At 39.3% G+C, this 13,907-nt stretch carries 13 protein-coding genes; 9 read left to right on the top strand and 4 right to left on the bottom strand.

What is annotated here, in order from left to right; all coding sequences use genetic code 11:
• Positions 1-3: 3 nt before the first annotated feature.
• The 8 genes from dnaN to gpsA all read left to right on the top strand — a co-directional run bounded on the left by dnaN (position 4) and on the right by gpsA (position 8,896).
• Positions 4-1,125 (top strand): DNA polymerase III subunit beta, encoded by a 1,122-nt coding sequence (gene dnaN / locus NPX99_RS00150; protein ID WP_269029748.1) that lies wholly within the window; start codon positions 4-6, stop codon positions 1,123-1,125.
• 20 nt (positions 1,126-1,145) lie between these two features.
• Positions 1,146-2,279, top strand: coding sequence for a DNA replication/repair protein RecF (gene recF, locus NPX99_RS00145; protein ID WP_269030017.1), 1,134 nt, complete (start codon positions 1,146-1,148; stop codon positions 2,277-2,279).
• A 52-nt stretch (positions 2,280-2,331) separates the two neighbouring features.
• Positions 2,332-2,796: a type II 3-dehydroquinate dehydratase gene (gene aroQ, locus NPX99_RS00140; protein ID WP_269029747.1), complete on the top strand. Its 465-nt coding sequence runs from the start codon at positions 2,332-2,334 to the stop codon at positions 2,794-2,796.
• Positions 2,797-2,921: 125 nt separating this feature from the next.
• Complete coding sequence (gene cyoA / locus NPX99_RS00135) at positions 2,922-3,893, top strand: ubiquinol oxidase subunit II (protein ID WP_269030016.1); 972 nt, start codon at positions 2,922-2,924, stop codon at positions 3,891-3,893.
• A gap of 73 nt (positions 3,894-3,966) precedes the next feature.
• On the top strand, positions 3,967-5,985 hold the full coding sequence (gene cyoB / locus NPX99_RS00130; protein WP_269029746.1) for a cytochrome o ubiquinol oxidase subunit I: 2,019 nt from the start codon (positions 3,967-3,969) through the stop codon (positions 5,983-5,985).
• Positions 5,982-6,647: a cytochrome (ubi)quinol oxidase subunit III gene (locus NPX99_RS00125; protein WP_269029745.1), complete on the top strand. Its 666-nt coding sequence runs from the start codon at positions 5,982-5,984 to the stop codon at positions 6,645-6,647. The genes cyoB and NPX99_RS00125 overlap by 4 nt, the downstream gene beginning before the upstream one ends.
• Positions 6,647-7,432, top strand: a complete 786-nt coding sequence (cyoD, locus tag NPX99_RS00120; RefSeq protein WP_269029744.1) for a cytochrome o ubiquinol oxidase subunit IV — start codon at positions 6,647-6,649, stop codon at positions 7,430-7,432. Before NPX99_RS00125 ends, cyoD begins: the two co-directional genes overlap by 1 nt.
• A 429-nt stretch (positions 7,433-7,861) precedes the next feature.
• Complete coding sequence (gene gpsA / locus NPX99_RS00115) at positions 7,862-8,896, top strand: NAD(P)H-dependent glycerol-3-phosphate dehydrogenase (protein ID WP_269029743.1); 1,035 nt, start codon at positions 7,862-7,864, stop codon at positions 8,894-8,896.
• 247 nt (positions 8,897-9,143) lie between these two features.
• On the opposite strand, the gene fabI is transcribed toward gpsA, so the two are convergent.
• The 3 genes from fabI to fabA are packed head-to-tail and all read right to left on the bottom strand — an operon-like array spanning position 9,144 to position 11,784.
• Positions 9,144-9,962 carry an enoyl-ACP reductase FabI gene (fabI, locus tag NPX99_RS00110; protein ID WP_269029742.1) on the bottom strand — a complete coding sequence of 273 codons (819 nt, stop codon included), beginning with the start codon at positions 9,960-9,962 and terminating at the stop codon, positions 9,144-9,146.
• A 51-nt stretch (positions 9,963-10,013) separates the two neighbouring features.
• Complete coding sequence (fabB, locus tag NPX99_RS00105) at positions 10,014-11,234, bottom strand: beta-ketoacyl-ACP synthase I (protein ID WP_269029741.1); 1,221 nt, start codon at positions 11,232-11,234, stop codon at positions 10,014-10,016.
• A 40-nt stretch (positions 11,235-11,274) separates the two neighbouring features.
• Entirely contained in the window at positions 11,275-11,784 is a 510-nt protein-coding gene (fabA, locus tag NPX99_RS00100; RefSeq protein ID WP_269029740.1) for a 3-hydroxyacyl-[acyl-carrier-protein] dehydratase FabA, read from the bottom strand.
• A gap of 219 nt (positions 11,785-12,003) precedes the next feature.
• On the opposite strand from fabA, the gene irrA reads away from it, so the two are divergent.
• The gene (gene irrA / locus NPX99_RS00095; protein WP_329957915.1) at positions 12,004-12,498 is read left to right on the top strand and encodes an iron response transcriptional regulator IrrA; all 495 of its coding nucleotides are present in this window, start codon (positions 12,004-12,006) and stop codon (positions 12,496-12,498) included.
• Positions 12,499-12,562: 64 nt separating this feature from the next.
• Here the strand turns inward: irrA and NPX99_RS00090 are convergent, their stop codons facing one another.
• Positions 12,563-13,138 (bottom strand): SH3 domain-containing protein, encoded by a 576-nt coding sequence (locus tag NPX99_RS00090; RefSeq protein ID WP_269029739.1) that lies wholly within the window; start codon positions 13,136-13,138, stop codon positions 12,563-12,565.
• Positions 13,139-13,907: the final 769 nt, after the last annotated feature.

Below are 13,907 nucleotides of genomic sequence, written 5' to 3'. Positions count from 1 at the left end.
TTTATGCGTATTACAGTGGATCGCAGTCAATTTCTCAAGTCTCTAGGTCGTATTCACCGTGTGGTGGAGCGTCGTAATACTGTTCCTATTTTATCGAATGTATTGATTGATGTAGATAATGGTACTGTACAGTTAAAAGCAACGGATCTTGATTTAGAGATTACAGAATCTTTTATGGTCAATGTTGAAGAGGCTGGAGCAATAACTGTTCCAGCACATTTGTTGTATGATATCGTTCGCAAATTTTCTGACAGTAGTGAAATTGTTTTATCCGTTGATGAGAATCAAGCAAGTACGATGTCTATTGTTTCGGGTCGTGCACATTTTCAGCTTCAGTGTCTTCCAAAGATAGATTTTCCAGAGTCACTTCCGGGTCAGTTCGGTTATCGTTTTTTTCTATCAACATCAGGCTTAAAACATTTACTGGATTGTACGCAATTTGCTATTTCCACTGAAGAAACCCGTTATTATCTTAATGGTATTTATTTTCATATTGTTAATGATGGTGTTTTGAAGCTCCGTTTAGTTGCGACTGATGGACATCGTTTGGCACAAGTTGATATGGACGCGCCTTCGAGTATCGATGGTATGCCGGGTGTCATTATTCCTCGTAAAACTGTGGGAGAGTTGCAAAAGCTGCTTTCGGAAGAAATCGAGGGTGAGGTGTGTGTAGAGCTCTCAGAGACAAAGATTCGTTTTTCTGTAGGTTCTGTAGTTTTGACATCAAAGTTAATTGATGGAACATTTCCAGATTATCAGCGTGTTATCCCTCTTGGGAATGATAAAAAATTGATTGTTAACAGGCAGGATTTTTCTTCTGCGGTTGATCGTGTTTCAACAATTTCAAGTGATCGTGGACGTGCAGTAAAGTTAACGATTGAGCATGGGCAATTGAGGCTTGTTGTTAATAATCCTGATTCGGGAAGTGCAGAAGATCAGTTAGCAGCAACTTATACAGCTGATCCGCTTGAGATAGGTTTTAATTCACGTTATCTTTTGGACATTGCTGGACAACTTTCGAGTGATGAGATGGTTTTTATGTTGGCTGATGCTGTAGCTCCTGCTCTGATTCGCGACAAGGATGATGAAGCTGCGCTTTATGTGCTGATGCCCATTCGTGTTTAGGGACGATTGTTTTGCAATGCATAGCTGGTCATGTGCACAAAGTGGCAGTGAAACAGCTAAAGCTTATGCGTTATCGCAATTATCCTTCTTTTAATGTTCATTTTTCAGGTCAACATGTTGTTTTTACTGGCCATAATGGTGCTGGTAAGACGAACCTTTTAGAGGCGCTCTCTTTTCTCTCTCCTGGTCGTGGTTTGCGGCGTGCGGCTTATTCTGATGTGAGTTTTGCAGATGGTGGGGGTGGAGGATTTGTCATCTTTGCGCGCCTTGAATGTGCTCTTTATGGCGAAGTGAATATTGGCACAGCTTTGGAAGTTGGTGGCAATGGTCGAAAAGTTCATATTAATGGTGTGAATGAGACAAGCGACTGCTTGACAGATTATTGTCATATTAGCATTTTGACTCCTTCTATGGATGGGCTTTTTACAGGTCCTTCGCTTGAGCGTCGTCGTTTTTTGGATCGTATGGTTTTGGCGATTGATCCTTTGCATAGTCGCCGCATAGCAGATTATGATAAGGCTATGCGCGCGCGTAATCGTTTGTTTTTAGATGGAAATGAAGATTTTGCTTGGTTTGATGCTTTGGAAAAGCAAATGGCAGAGTTGGCAACGGCTATTGCTGCGGCGCGTATCGATGTTATTCGCCTTTTAAATGATATGTTTGCACAAACGCCTTCTCAAATACCTTTTCCACGAGCTTTTTTGCAAATTGATGGTTTTTTAGAAATAGCTCTTGATAAGATATCAGCGGTTGAGGTTGAAGAGCAATTTTATGGGCGACTGCGGCGTAATCGTGCAAGAGATCGTGCTGCTGGGCGAACATTGGAAGGACCACATCGTACGGATTTGCAGGTTTTTTATGCTGATAAAAATATGGCTGCAACATCTTGTTCAACAGGTGAACAAAAAGCTCTTCTAACGGGTTTGGTTTTGTGTCATGCGCGTTTAACAGGCATGATGTCAGATAAGGCTCCCATTCTTCTTCTTGATGAAATGGCTGCACATCTTGATCCTCATCGGCGTGTTGCTTTATTTGATATTCTTGATGACTTAGGGGGACAAACATTTATGACAGGAACGGATCGCATTTTATTTGATGCTCTAAAAGGACGAGCAGAATTTTTTGAGATTAAGGATGGAGCTTTATTGCAGTAGAAAATATGTTCATTTTTTAAATAAGGTGATGGTCGAGAAAAAGAGGCTTACTATGTCTATAATTATAACGGTTTTAAATGGTCCTAATTTAAATTTTCTTGGTCAACGAGAGCCAGAAATTTACGGAACTGAGACTTTAGAAGATATTGAAAAATTTTGCAGTGAATGGGCAACAAATGCTGGTGTAATAGTGCATTTTCATCAAAGTAACTGTGAAGGTCAATTGGTAGAATGGATACAGAGAGCCGTTGGAGTGAGTGCTGGATTGATCATCAATCCAGCAGCTTACAGTCATACATCTGTTGCACTTCTTGATGCATTAAAAATATTTTCAGGGCCAAAAGTGGAAGTTCATTTGTCTAATATTTATCAGCGTGAAGCTTTTCGCCACCATTCTTATAGCGCCACAGATGTGGATGCGGTTATTGCTGGTTGTGGGAGTGATGGCTATTGGTTTGCGCTTGAATATCTTTCTAAGAGGCTTAAATTGGGCACCAGAGGATCAAAAGTTGTATAATGCTGTATAATATTGATGTGAGCATTTGAATTTACTTGATAATTCTTTTTAAATAGGTAAGCATGTTATTGAGGTTTTATCGTTTTTTGATAACAACTTCTGATATGTATGATGGGGCAGGTGAGATGAGAAACTTTGTTAAACAAATAAAGGTGCTCGTGATTTTAGGGATGGCGTTTCTTTTATCTAGTTGTAAATTTGATGTTATTCACCCGGCAGGGTATGTTGCGCGACAACAGCTTATTTTGATTGTTATTTGTGTTGCTGTTATGCTTTGCGTTGTAATCCCAGTGATGGTGAGTGTTGTATTTTTGGCCATTAAATATCGAGCGTCGAATACTGCAGAAGAATATTTACCTGATTGGGGGCATTCAAATAAAATTGAAGCGTTCATGTGGGGTATTCCAATTATTATTGTAACCGTTTTAGGTGCATTGACAGCCTATTACACCTATAAGCTTGAGCCAGAAAATCCGCTTCCAGTGGAAGTGGTTGGCGAAGGGAAGCCGTTGCAAGTAGATGTTGTTGCTCTTGATTGGAAATGGCTTTTTATTTACCCTGAATATAATATTGCATCGATCAATGAGATTTACGCACCTAAAGGGCGTCAAGTTTTGTTGCAGTTGACATCAGAAAATTCTGTAAATGCCTTTTGGGTACCAAAACTAGGGACGGTTCTTTACGCTATGCCGCAGATGAATTCTAAATTGCATTTGATAGCGGATGAGCATGGAGTATTCAAAGGAACCTCAGCAAATTACAGTGGTGATGGTTTTGCACAAATGCGCTTTAAATGGCATTCTGTGTCTCAACAAGATTTTGATAATTGGATTGCTAAAGCTCGGTCTCATGGACAAGCTCTTGATCGTGCATCTTATCGTCAGCTTTCTGTTGCGCCGCGTATGGGTGATATTGCTGCGAAGGAAAAAGATGCAGAAGTACGTTATTTTGCACCTATTGAAGAGCGGCTTTATTACCGGATTGTCAATCGATGTGTTTCTGAAAATACCGTATGTAATGAAGACTTAATGAAGCGTGCTGCGGCTCAGTCGCTTTGGGGTGCTCTTTGTTCTGTTTTTGATCCTGGTGTTATTTAGGGCATCAATCGAGAAAGGACCTTTTTAAAAGAAGGTTTCTTTTAACTGAAATTCATTTGATATGGGTTGAGAAATGTTTGGAAGACTTACAGATCCTACAGCTGGTGCTTTTCATGCACTTGCACATGAGCCAATCGTTTTATACACATGTATTGCGATTGTTTTGGGAGGTTTAATTGCTGTTATTGCTTTAACAGTACTTGGATGGTGGGGAGTTTTATGGCGAAATTGGATTACAACGGTTGACCATAAACGCATTGGTATTATGTACATTGTTCTTGGTATTATCATGCTTGTACGTGGTTTTGCTGATGCGATTATGATGCGAACGCATCAGGCTATGGCGCTTGGGAATGAAACGGCGGGGTATTTACCGCCGGATCATTTTGATCAGATTTTTTCGGCCCACGGCACGATTATGATTTTCTTCATGGCTACGCCTATTTTATTTGGTCTTTTCAATTATCTCATACCGCTGCAAATTGGTGCGCGTGATGTTGCTTTCCCCTTTGCAAATAATTTAGGATTTTGGATTACAGCTGCAGGGGCAATATTGATTAACATATCCCTAGGTGTTGGTAATTTTGGTCGTGGTGGTTGGTTGATGTATCCACCTTTTACCGAATTGCAAGGGAGTCCAGATACAGGGGTCGATTATTATTTATGGTCACTTCAGCTTTCTGGTATCGCGACGACAATGGGGGCCATCAATTTTGTTGCGACCATTATTAAAATGCGTGCTCCTGGGATGACAATGATGAAAATGCCAGTTTTTTGTTGGAGCGCTTTCGTTAGCAATGTCCTTATTTTGGTGATTTATCCTGTTTTAGCTGTAGCATTCGCACTCTTGGCATGTGATCGTTATTTGGGCATGAATTTCTTTACCAATGTTGGTGGTGGAAATCCGATGGTATGGATTAACTATGTCTGGATTTTTGGTCATCCTGAAGTTTATGTTTTGGTTGTTCCTGCTTTTGGGATTGTTTCTGAGGTTGTATCGACTTTTTCTTCAAAACGCCTTTTTGGTTATACTTCAATGGTATGGGCAATGTTGGTTATTTTAATTCTTTCGCTTGTTGTTTGGGGACACCATTTCTTTACAATGGGTGGAGGTGAGGCTGTAAATACTTTCTTTGGTATTGCAACGATGGTTATTGCAGTTCCTACAGGTGTGAAAGTCTTTAATTGGTTACTGACGATGTATAAAGGTCGCATTCGTTTCGAGCCTCCAATGCTTTGGTGTATGGGCATGATCTTTACATTTGTTGGTGGCGGATTAACAGGCGTTTTGATGTCTATCGTGCCTGCGGATTGGCAGTTTCATAATTCGCTCTTTTTGATAGCGCATTTCCATCATACAATTATTGGTGGTGTTGTTTTTTCTTATTTAGCTGGGCTTGCTTTTTGGTTTCCGAAAGTTTTTGGTTATAAACCGAATCGCATATTAGGTATTGCATCTTTCTGGTGCTGGTTTATTGGTTTTTATCTTGCATTTTTTCCAGTGTATGCACTTGGACTTATGGGAGCAACGCGTCGTCTCCAACATTATATGGAACCGAGTTGGCAGCCAATGTTTATTATTGCCGCATTGGGTGCCTTTATTATTTTGCTTGGTATCCTTTGTTTTGTACTGCAAGTTGTTTTAGCAATTTGGTACGGTATCAAGCATAAAGGGCGTTTACCAGTAACGCTCAATGATTCTTGGGGTGATGGACGGACGCTTGAATGGTCTATTTCTTCCCCTCCTCCTGCTTACAATTTTGCGATAATTCCAGAAGTACAGACTGACGATGCTTATTGGCATATGAAGAAGAATGGTTATCAGCGTCCAATAAATGGGTTTTCAAAAATCCATATGCCTTCAAACACATCAGCAGGGATTATTGCAGGATTCTTTTCATTAGTCGTTGGTTTTGCGCTTGTTTGGCATATTTGGTGGCTTGTTGTGATTGGATTGATTGGTTTTATTGCAACGATTGTGCGTCATTCATTAACAGGTGACCACCATGGTTACTATATTCCAGCTGAAGAAGTACAAAAAACTGAGGATGTTTTTACAGCTGTTCTTAAAAAACAAGGAGCAACAGTATGAATGCGATGACAATGAATAATGCTCACGTCGATGAACATCATCACGATAGTAGCTCAATAATGACATTTGGTTTTTGGGTCTACATTCTTTCGGATTTGATTTTATTCTCGACACTTTTTTCAAGTTTTGCCGTTTTTTCTGCTTCTTATGGTGGAGGGAAAGCAGGCAATGAATTCATTGATTTAAAATTTGTTTTGGTTGAAACTGCTATCTTATTACTGTCATCAATTACTTACGGGTTTGCAATGGTACAAGCGCATAAAAGTAATCTTAGTGGTGTGCGGTTCTGGATGGCAGTTACCTTGGTCCTAGGATTTTGCTTTATCGGAATGGAAGTTTATGAGTTTCATGAGCTTCTGAGCGAGGTGTTTTATTACGATCCTAATGCTTATGCTGGTATTGATCCTGCGACAGGTCTACAGCTTTTTGGGCGAGAGGTTCTGTCCGCTTATTGGTCAGCATTTTTTGCTTTGGTGGGCACCCATGGTCTTCATGTAAGTGTTGGTCTTCTTTGGATGGTCGTAATGTTTTTTCATCTTCGTCGTAGTGGTTTGGATCAGGATAATAAAACGCGTTTGACATGCCTTTCAATTTTTTGGCATTTGCTTGATATTGTGTGGGTTGGTGTTTTCACGATGGTTTATCTATTAGGAGCGTTATAATGAGTGTGCATAACGAAACACATGGTCCCAGTACTGGTTCCTATTTAATCGGTTTTATTTTAGCTGTATTTTTTACGATGGGGTCTTTTATTCCTGTGATGTATGGCATGATGGACAGTTGGGCAATTAGCACAAAGGTTGCATATCTCATTGGAATGGCGATTATTCAGATTATAGTGCAAATTGTTTTCTTCTTGCACTTGAATTCTGGTCCAGATGCTAAGTGGAATTTAAGCGCATTATGGTTTGCAGCTATCTGCGTTTTTATTATTATTGGAGGTACGTGGTGGGCTATTTCTCATTTGAATTACAATATGATGGGTGGTTCAGGGCGTGTTATTGAGCCAGAAGTATTAGGGAATTCTGTATCGGTACCTAGGCAATTACCGAATACAGAAAGACCAGTGGAGCAGTTGTCAACACAGGCTCCTGCAGAGCAAGCACCGGGTGTAGAGATGCCTGTAGGACAGTTACCAGTGCAGGCTCCTGCAGAGCAAGCACCGGGTGTAGAGATGCCTGTAGGACAGTTACCAGTGCAGGCTCCTGCAGAGCAAGCACCGGGTGTAGAGATGCCTGTAGGACAGTTACCAGTGCAAGCTCCTGCAGAGCAAGCACCGGGTGTAGAGATGCCTGTAGGACAGTTACCAGTGCAAGCTCCTGCAGAGCAAGCACCGGGTGTAGAGATGCCTGTAGGACAGTTACCAGTGCAGGCTCCTGCAGAGCAAGCACCAGGTGTAGAGATGCCTGTGGGGCAAGCGCCAAATACAAAAAATTCCGTAAAGTAGTTACTGAGAATCAAAATATTGACTATTTATGAAGCCAATGCCAAGTGCATTGGCTTTTTTTGTAGGCACTGGTCGCAAAAATATTGTGGGACATGATAGGATATTAAGTATAGGGTATCAGTCGAGTAATTGTTTAAGGGATTATTACAATTTGAAATGTACTTTTATTCTAAAACAGAAAACATGGATAGTTTAGCGTAACCTTAATTTTATTTGAAACAAAGAGCTCTTTATAGAATGTACAAGAAGTTGTGTTTATATAATTCAGTATAGAACATGAGAAAGTATGAAAGATTTCATGTTGTGTGAGGTAAATCTAAGAAAAAAGGGTATTTTCAAATTCAGTTAATTTATATTAAAGTACTCTTTAATAAGTATATTATAGTGTATAATGCAGATTGGAAATTTGAAAAATAATCAGAAAGCTTAATGAAAGCTATTTCGATAACAGTTATCGGTGCCGGTTCTTTTGGCACAGCATTAGCCATTACTCTTGCCCGTAACGGCCAGAGTGTTTTACTTTGGGGACATGATCCTCGACATATCAGAAAATTACAAAAACATCGCTGTAATCAGGCATTTTTACCCGATATTCCATTTCCTAACAATCTATTGCTTGAAACGTCTCTTGAAACAGCAATAACGACCAGTTCTAATATATTGATTGTCGTTCCAAGCTATGCATTTCGTCAGGTATTGTGTAATATTCAGCCTTATTTGCATCAAAATTCACGTGTTATTTGGGCAACGAAAGGCTTAGAACAAGGTACGGGACGCCTCTTACAAGAAGTTGCTCGTGAGGTTTTAGGTGATAAAATCCCTTTAGCTGTCTTGTCTGGACCAACTTTTGCTAAAGAACTTGCTAATGGCTTACCCACAGCAATTACGTTAGCAGCTTCTGATGCTAAATTTGGTGAAGAGCTACAGCGACTTTTTCATTGTAGCAAAAATTTTAGAGTTTATAAAAATTCAGATATGGTAGGTGTTCAATTAGGTGGTGCAACCAAAAATGTCATTGCTATTGGTGCAGGAATATCAGATGGTATGGGATTTGGAGCCAACGCTCGAATAGCTTTGATCACACGAGGGATAGCTGAAATTAGTCGTTTAGGTGTTGCAATGGGTGCTGATCTTTCTACATTCATGGGTATGACAGGCTTAGGTGATCTCGTTTTAACGTGTACTGACAACCAGTCACGCAATCGCCGTTTTGGAATACTGCTTGGTCAAGGAATGGAGAGAGAAAAAGCGGAAAAACAGATTGGTCAAGTTGTTGAAGGTTATTTAAATACGAAAGAAGTGCGTACATTAGCACAGCGTTTTGGGGTAGAATTGCCAATTACAGAGCAAATTTATCAAGTTTTATTTTGTGATAAAAGTGTAGTTGAAGCAGCCAATACATTACTCGGTCGGACATTTAAAAATGAGAGTGGTGGTACAGTATATTTTAAATCATTCAAATAACAAGATAATGCAATTACAACGAAAACTTAATAATGAACTGCATTGATCATTCACAAACCAACCATCTTAACGGATTATATGTGTATGAGGTAGTTGTTTGTGTCATATGAGCTGTTATTTTAGTCGTATATTCTAAAAACACAAAAACTCTCATTATTCATAGCATTTACGTTAGAAAAACTATGCAATATACTTTTAAAACGTTATATATATGATAAGTTTTTGCACTTTTAACAGTGCTGAATAGTCATTCTCCTTGCGTTTCTTCACTTTGTTTTAGCTCTTCAAGTGTTGGCATAGACATAATGTTATAGCCTGAATCAACGTAATGAATTTCACCAGTAACGCCTGATGATAAGTCAGAAAGGAGGTAAAGAGCAGATTTTCCGATTTCATGAATGTTTACGGTGCGACGTAGGGGAGCATTACGGCGTTGATATGAAAAGATTGCGCGTGCAGACGAAATACCATTACCTGCTAATGTTCTAACAGGTCCTGCTGAAATGGCATTAACACGAATATTTTGCGGGCCAAAATCTGCTGCTAAATAGCGTACCATAGCTTCTAAAGCAGCTTTAGCAACACCCATGATATTGTAATTAGGGACCACTTGCTGTGAAGCTCCATAAGTGAGCGTTAAAAGAGCACCTCCATTGGGCATAAGCTTACCAGCACGCTGAGCAATTTCAGTAAAGGAGTAAGCTGAAATAACCATCGTACGCTTAAAATTTTCGCGTGTTGTAACATCAACATAACGTCCTTTGAGTTGATTTTTATCTGAAAAGCCAATGGCATGAACAATAAAATCAATTGTTTTCCATTCTTTTTCAAGATGTTCAAAGACATGATCAAGATTTTCAATTTTTTCAACATCGCATTCAAGCAACAATTTGCAACCAAGTTTTTCTGCAAGTGGTTGCACCCGTTTTCCGAAGGCATCTCCTTGATAGGTAAATGCTAATTCAGCTCCTGCTTTTGCGAGTTGACAGGCAATGCCCCAAGCAATTGAGTGATCATTTGCAACCCCCATAATAAGGCCACGTTTGCCCTCCATCAAACCTTTCATACTATTCTCCATAAAACTATGCTTTTTTTCAATCCGCTAAGAACTCTTAATTTACACATAGCGTTGGAAAACGAGCGTTGCATTGGTACCACCAAAGCCAAATGTATTTGATAATACAGTATTAAGTTGTTGATGATCACGACGTTCACGAACAATTGGCATATTGATAAAAGCTGGATCAAGCTCTTCAATATGGGCGCTCTCGCAAATAAAATTGTGATTCATCATTAACAGTGCATAGATCGCTTCTTGAACACCCGCGGCTCCTAAAGAATGACCAGTCAGAGATTTTGTGGCGGAAATTGGTGGACATTGATCACCTTCTCCAAAGACACGGCGGATTGCTTCTATTTCAGGAGGGTCACCAACAGGTGTTGCTGTTGCATGGGGGTTGATATAATCAATTTTATTATTGACCGTTGCAAGTGCCATGCGCATGCACCGTTCTGCCCCTTCACCAGATGGAGCAACCATGTCATGCCCATCAGATGTAGCGCCATATCCGATAATTTCTCCGTAGATTTTTGCACCACGTGCCTTGGCAAGCTCCAGCTCTTCAAGAACTAAAACACCCGCTCCACCAGCAATAACAAATCCATCACGATTGATATCATAAGCGCGTGAAGCTTTTTCTGGTACGTCATTATATTTGCTAGACATAGCGCCCATAGCGTCGAATAAAACAGATAATGTCCAGTCCAAATCTTCGCAACCACCAGCAAAGACACGATCCTGCCTGCCGTACTGGATCAATTCATAAGCATTGCCAATACAATGATTAGAAGTAGCACAAGCCGAAGAGATCGAATAGTTCACACCTTTAATTTTAAAAAAAGTCGCAAGCGTTGCGGATGCTGTAGAACTCATTGCTTTAGGTACAACAAAAGGACCAACGCGCTTTGGACCTTTTTGGCGTGTAATGTCAGCGGCTTCAACGATTGATTGCGTTGAAGGGCCTCCCGAGCCCATAATGATACCTGTGCGTTCATTTGATACTTCATAAAGCTCTAAACCCGCATCAACAATTGCTTGATCCATGGCGATATGATTCCAAGCAGTTCCGCGTCCATGAAAACGCAAAGCGCGTCGATCGACCAATGCCTCTATATCAATATCAGGTTTTCCATAAACTCTGCTACGAAAGCCTAATTCGGCATATTGGGGGGCATAGGAAATCCCAGATTTTGCTTCATACAAACTGGTTAAAACATCTTTAGGGTTATTTCCAATCGCGGAGACAATTCCCATCCCAGTTACAACAACTCGACGCATTCATACCTCCTTGTCTATGCCTCTTTTAATGCCAATAATTTCAGTCTTCTTTAAATAAAGCAACACGTAAATCAATCGCTTTATAGATGGGGTCTCCATCTGCTTTTAACCATCCATCTGCTATTCCTAAAACCAAATTCCCACGTCGGACACGTTTAAAATCTATTCCATATTCAAGAAGTTTGGTTTCCGGAGTGACCATACCTGATAATCTCACTTCACTGGTTGAGATAGCTCTTCCTTTTCCTTGTTCACCTAACCAACCAAGAAAAAAACCTGTTAATTGCCACAGACCATCTAAACCAAGACATCCTGGCATGACCGGATCACCTATAAAGTGACAGTTAAAGAACCATAGGTCTGAAGTGATGTCAAATTCGGCACGGACCATGCCTTTATTGTATTCACCGCCAGTTTCACTAATTTGAGTGATTCGATGAATCATCAACATAGGAGGGGCAGGTAATTGCGCGTTACCCTTACCAAACATTTCGCCGCGAGCGCAGCTTAGAAGCTCTTCATAAGTGTAGTGAGACTTTTGTTCAGCCATTGTTACTCCATTATTTGCATATATTTTTACTTCTGCGCTTTTCCTAAACCTACTTTTAGAGCAAATTTTAAGGAGAGGGAAATGATTTTATATCATTTTTAATGACAAAAGCTCTTTTTTATGTATCTTGCATGGTGGGTTATTTGAAAATGGGATATAGATTGTACATATTGTTTCTATTTTAACCTTCTTTGAGCAAAAATGCATTGTGGTTTTGATATGTTAATGAGCGCAGACAATTTAGGTTTAAAAGAAGAGCAACAGTCCACAAAAAACTGTGGAAGGATTTTACATTATTATTCCGTCCCTATGTTAGAAAAACGTTTGCGTCAAAATGGTTTGCGGCCAACACGCCAAAGATTAGAACTTGCTCATATGATTTTTTCTCAAGGGAATCGTCATATTGCTGCTGAAGAGCTCTATGAAGAGGCAATTGCATTAGGTGTGCCTGTATCTTTAGCAACGGTTTATAATACGCTTCATCAATTCACGGAAGCAGGATTATTACGGATTATTGCCGTGGAAGGTTCGAAAACTTGGTTTGATACAAATACATCTGACCATTACCATTTTTATATAGAAGGCGAAAATCGTATTCTTGATATTCCTTATGACTTGGAGGAAACACCTATCATTGGAAATTTACCTCAACCGCCAGAAGGTATGGAAATTTCGCATGTTGATTTGATCATTCGATTAAAGCCAAAAGGCTGATTTGATTATAAAGCAAGAGAAAGCTCAACAAGCGGTAAAATTTAAACGTGTTTTGATTTAAAATTCACCAATTTTTAATTTTTTCATCAGGATAGATTCCCCATAATTGGGACTGACGAAGCCATCCTCGGATATTATTGTTAATACTTAGTTCGCACCAGTGTCCATCGCATCGGCGAATATTACCAATGACATTAGGTTCTACTTTTGCAACGAGTTCTGCGTTGTCTGCTGGGGCTTTGCGCAGCATGATTCTTTTTATTTTATCTTTTTGCCATGGGATAGTTATAGCAGTTCGTTTTCCTGATAAAAGAGATTGATAGACCCATCCCTCATCACCTTCGGCATCACGGATTTTGCGCCATTGATCATATTCTTGAATGATTTCAATAGGCAATCCCTGTTTTTTATAGGTAAAAAGAATAGAATAATTACTTCCTGGTCCGATGCGCACATTTACACGGGTGGGTTTAATCGAAGCAAAGCGCGGAAGGGGTAAACCACTTGGTCCTAAATTTTGCCCTAAATTTTGATTGGGTGTTTGTGCGTGCAAAAAACAAGGGGAACTAAATACAAAAACTCCTGCTATGAGGATACGTGATGCGCGTACTGAAAACTGAAACCAACTAGAATTTTGCACACTTAAACCTTTTATCTCGTTATTTCTATATATTAGCAATCTAAGATCTAGAAGATAGGATTGAGAATTAGATTAAAGCTATGGCATACTGCTAGTTAAAGAGATCTAAACAATGAGGAAATTGTTTATAAGAATAGTGAAATAAGTAGAACAAAAGTTTGAATTTTCTAATGCTTATTTTTCCCATTAAAGTGTACCTGTAAATTAATGTTCGATTATCATACAGTTTATAGGTTTAAGATAAAGAGTTGAGTATTGAGACGATTGAATATCGTAAAATCTGTGTCAGTTTTCTAGAACAGATAGGATTATAAAAATACAGATAGGATTATAAAAATAGTGTATCTATCGATGTGATTTATTTTTCAAAAAGGATACCACTCTATGCGAATTATGATCAAAAAAAACGTTCAATAACAGGATAATAAAAGGATAGGTGTGTGATTTGAAAAGCGATTCTAGCATCAAATGAAATATACAATTAATAAGTTGTTTTAAAGAAAGATAAACAACATTGAGGGGAGAAAAAGCTGTGATAAGTTGGCTTGAGATTCTATAGATCATTGTAAAGATAGTGTTTTTCTGTGTCGACAAATTTTGCGGCTTGGTTATAGGGTATTATACTATAATCTACTTAATTGTTCATGCTGTAGTATGCCAGACAAATCGAGAGAACGAGGTGAGCATATATTAATTTCAGGTCTTAGGAGTGCTGGAAAGTATTGTTTTGTAGGACATAGAGGATACGTTTATGTATTAAAATATAAGA

Source organism: Bartonella sp. 220B (assembly GCF_026930205.1).
In the GTDB taxonomy this organism is placed as follows: Bacteria; Pseudomonadota; Alphaproteobacteria; order Rhizobiales; family Rhizobiaceae; genus Bartonella.
This window is presented reverse-complemented; position numbering and strand designations above follow the sequence as displayed.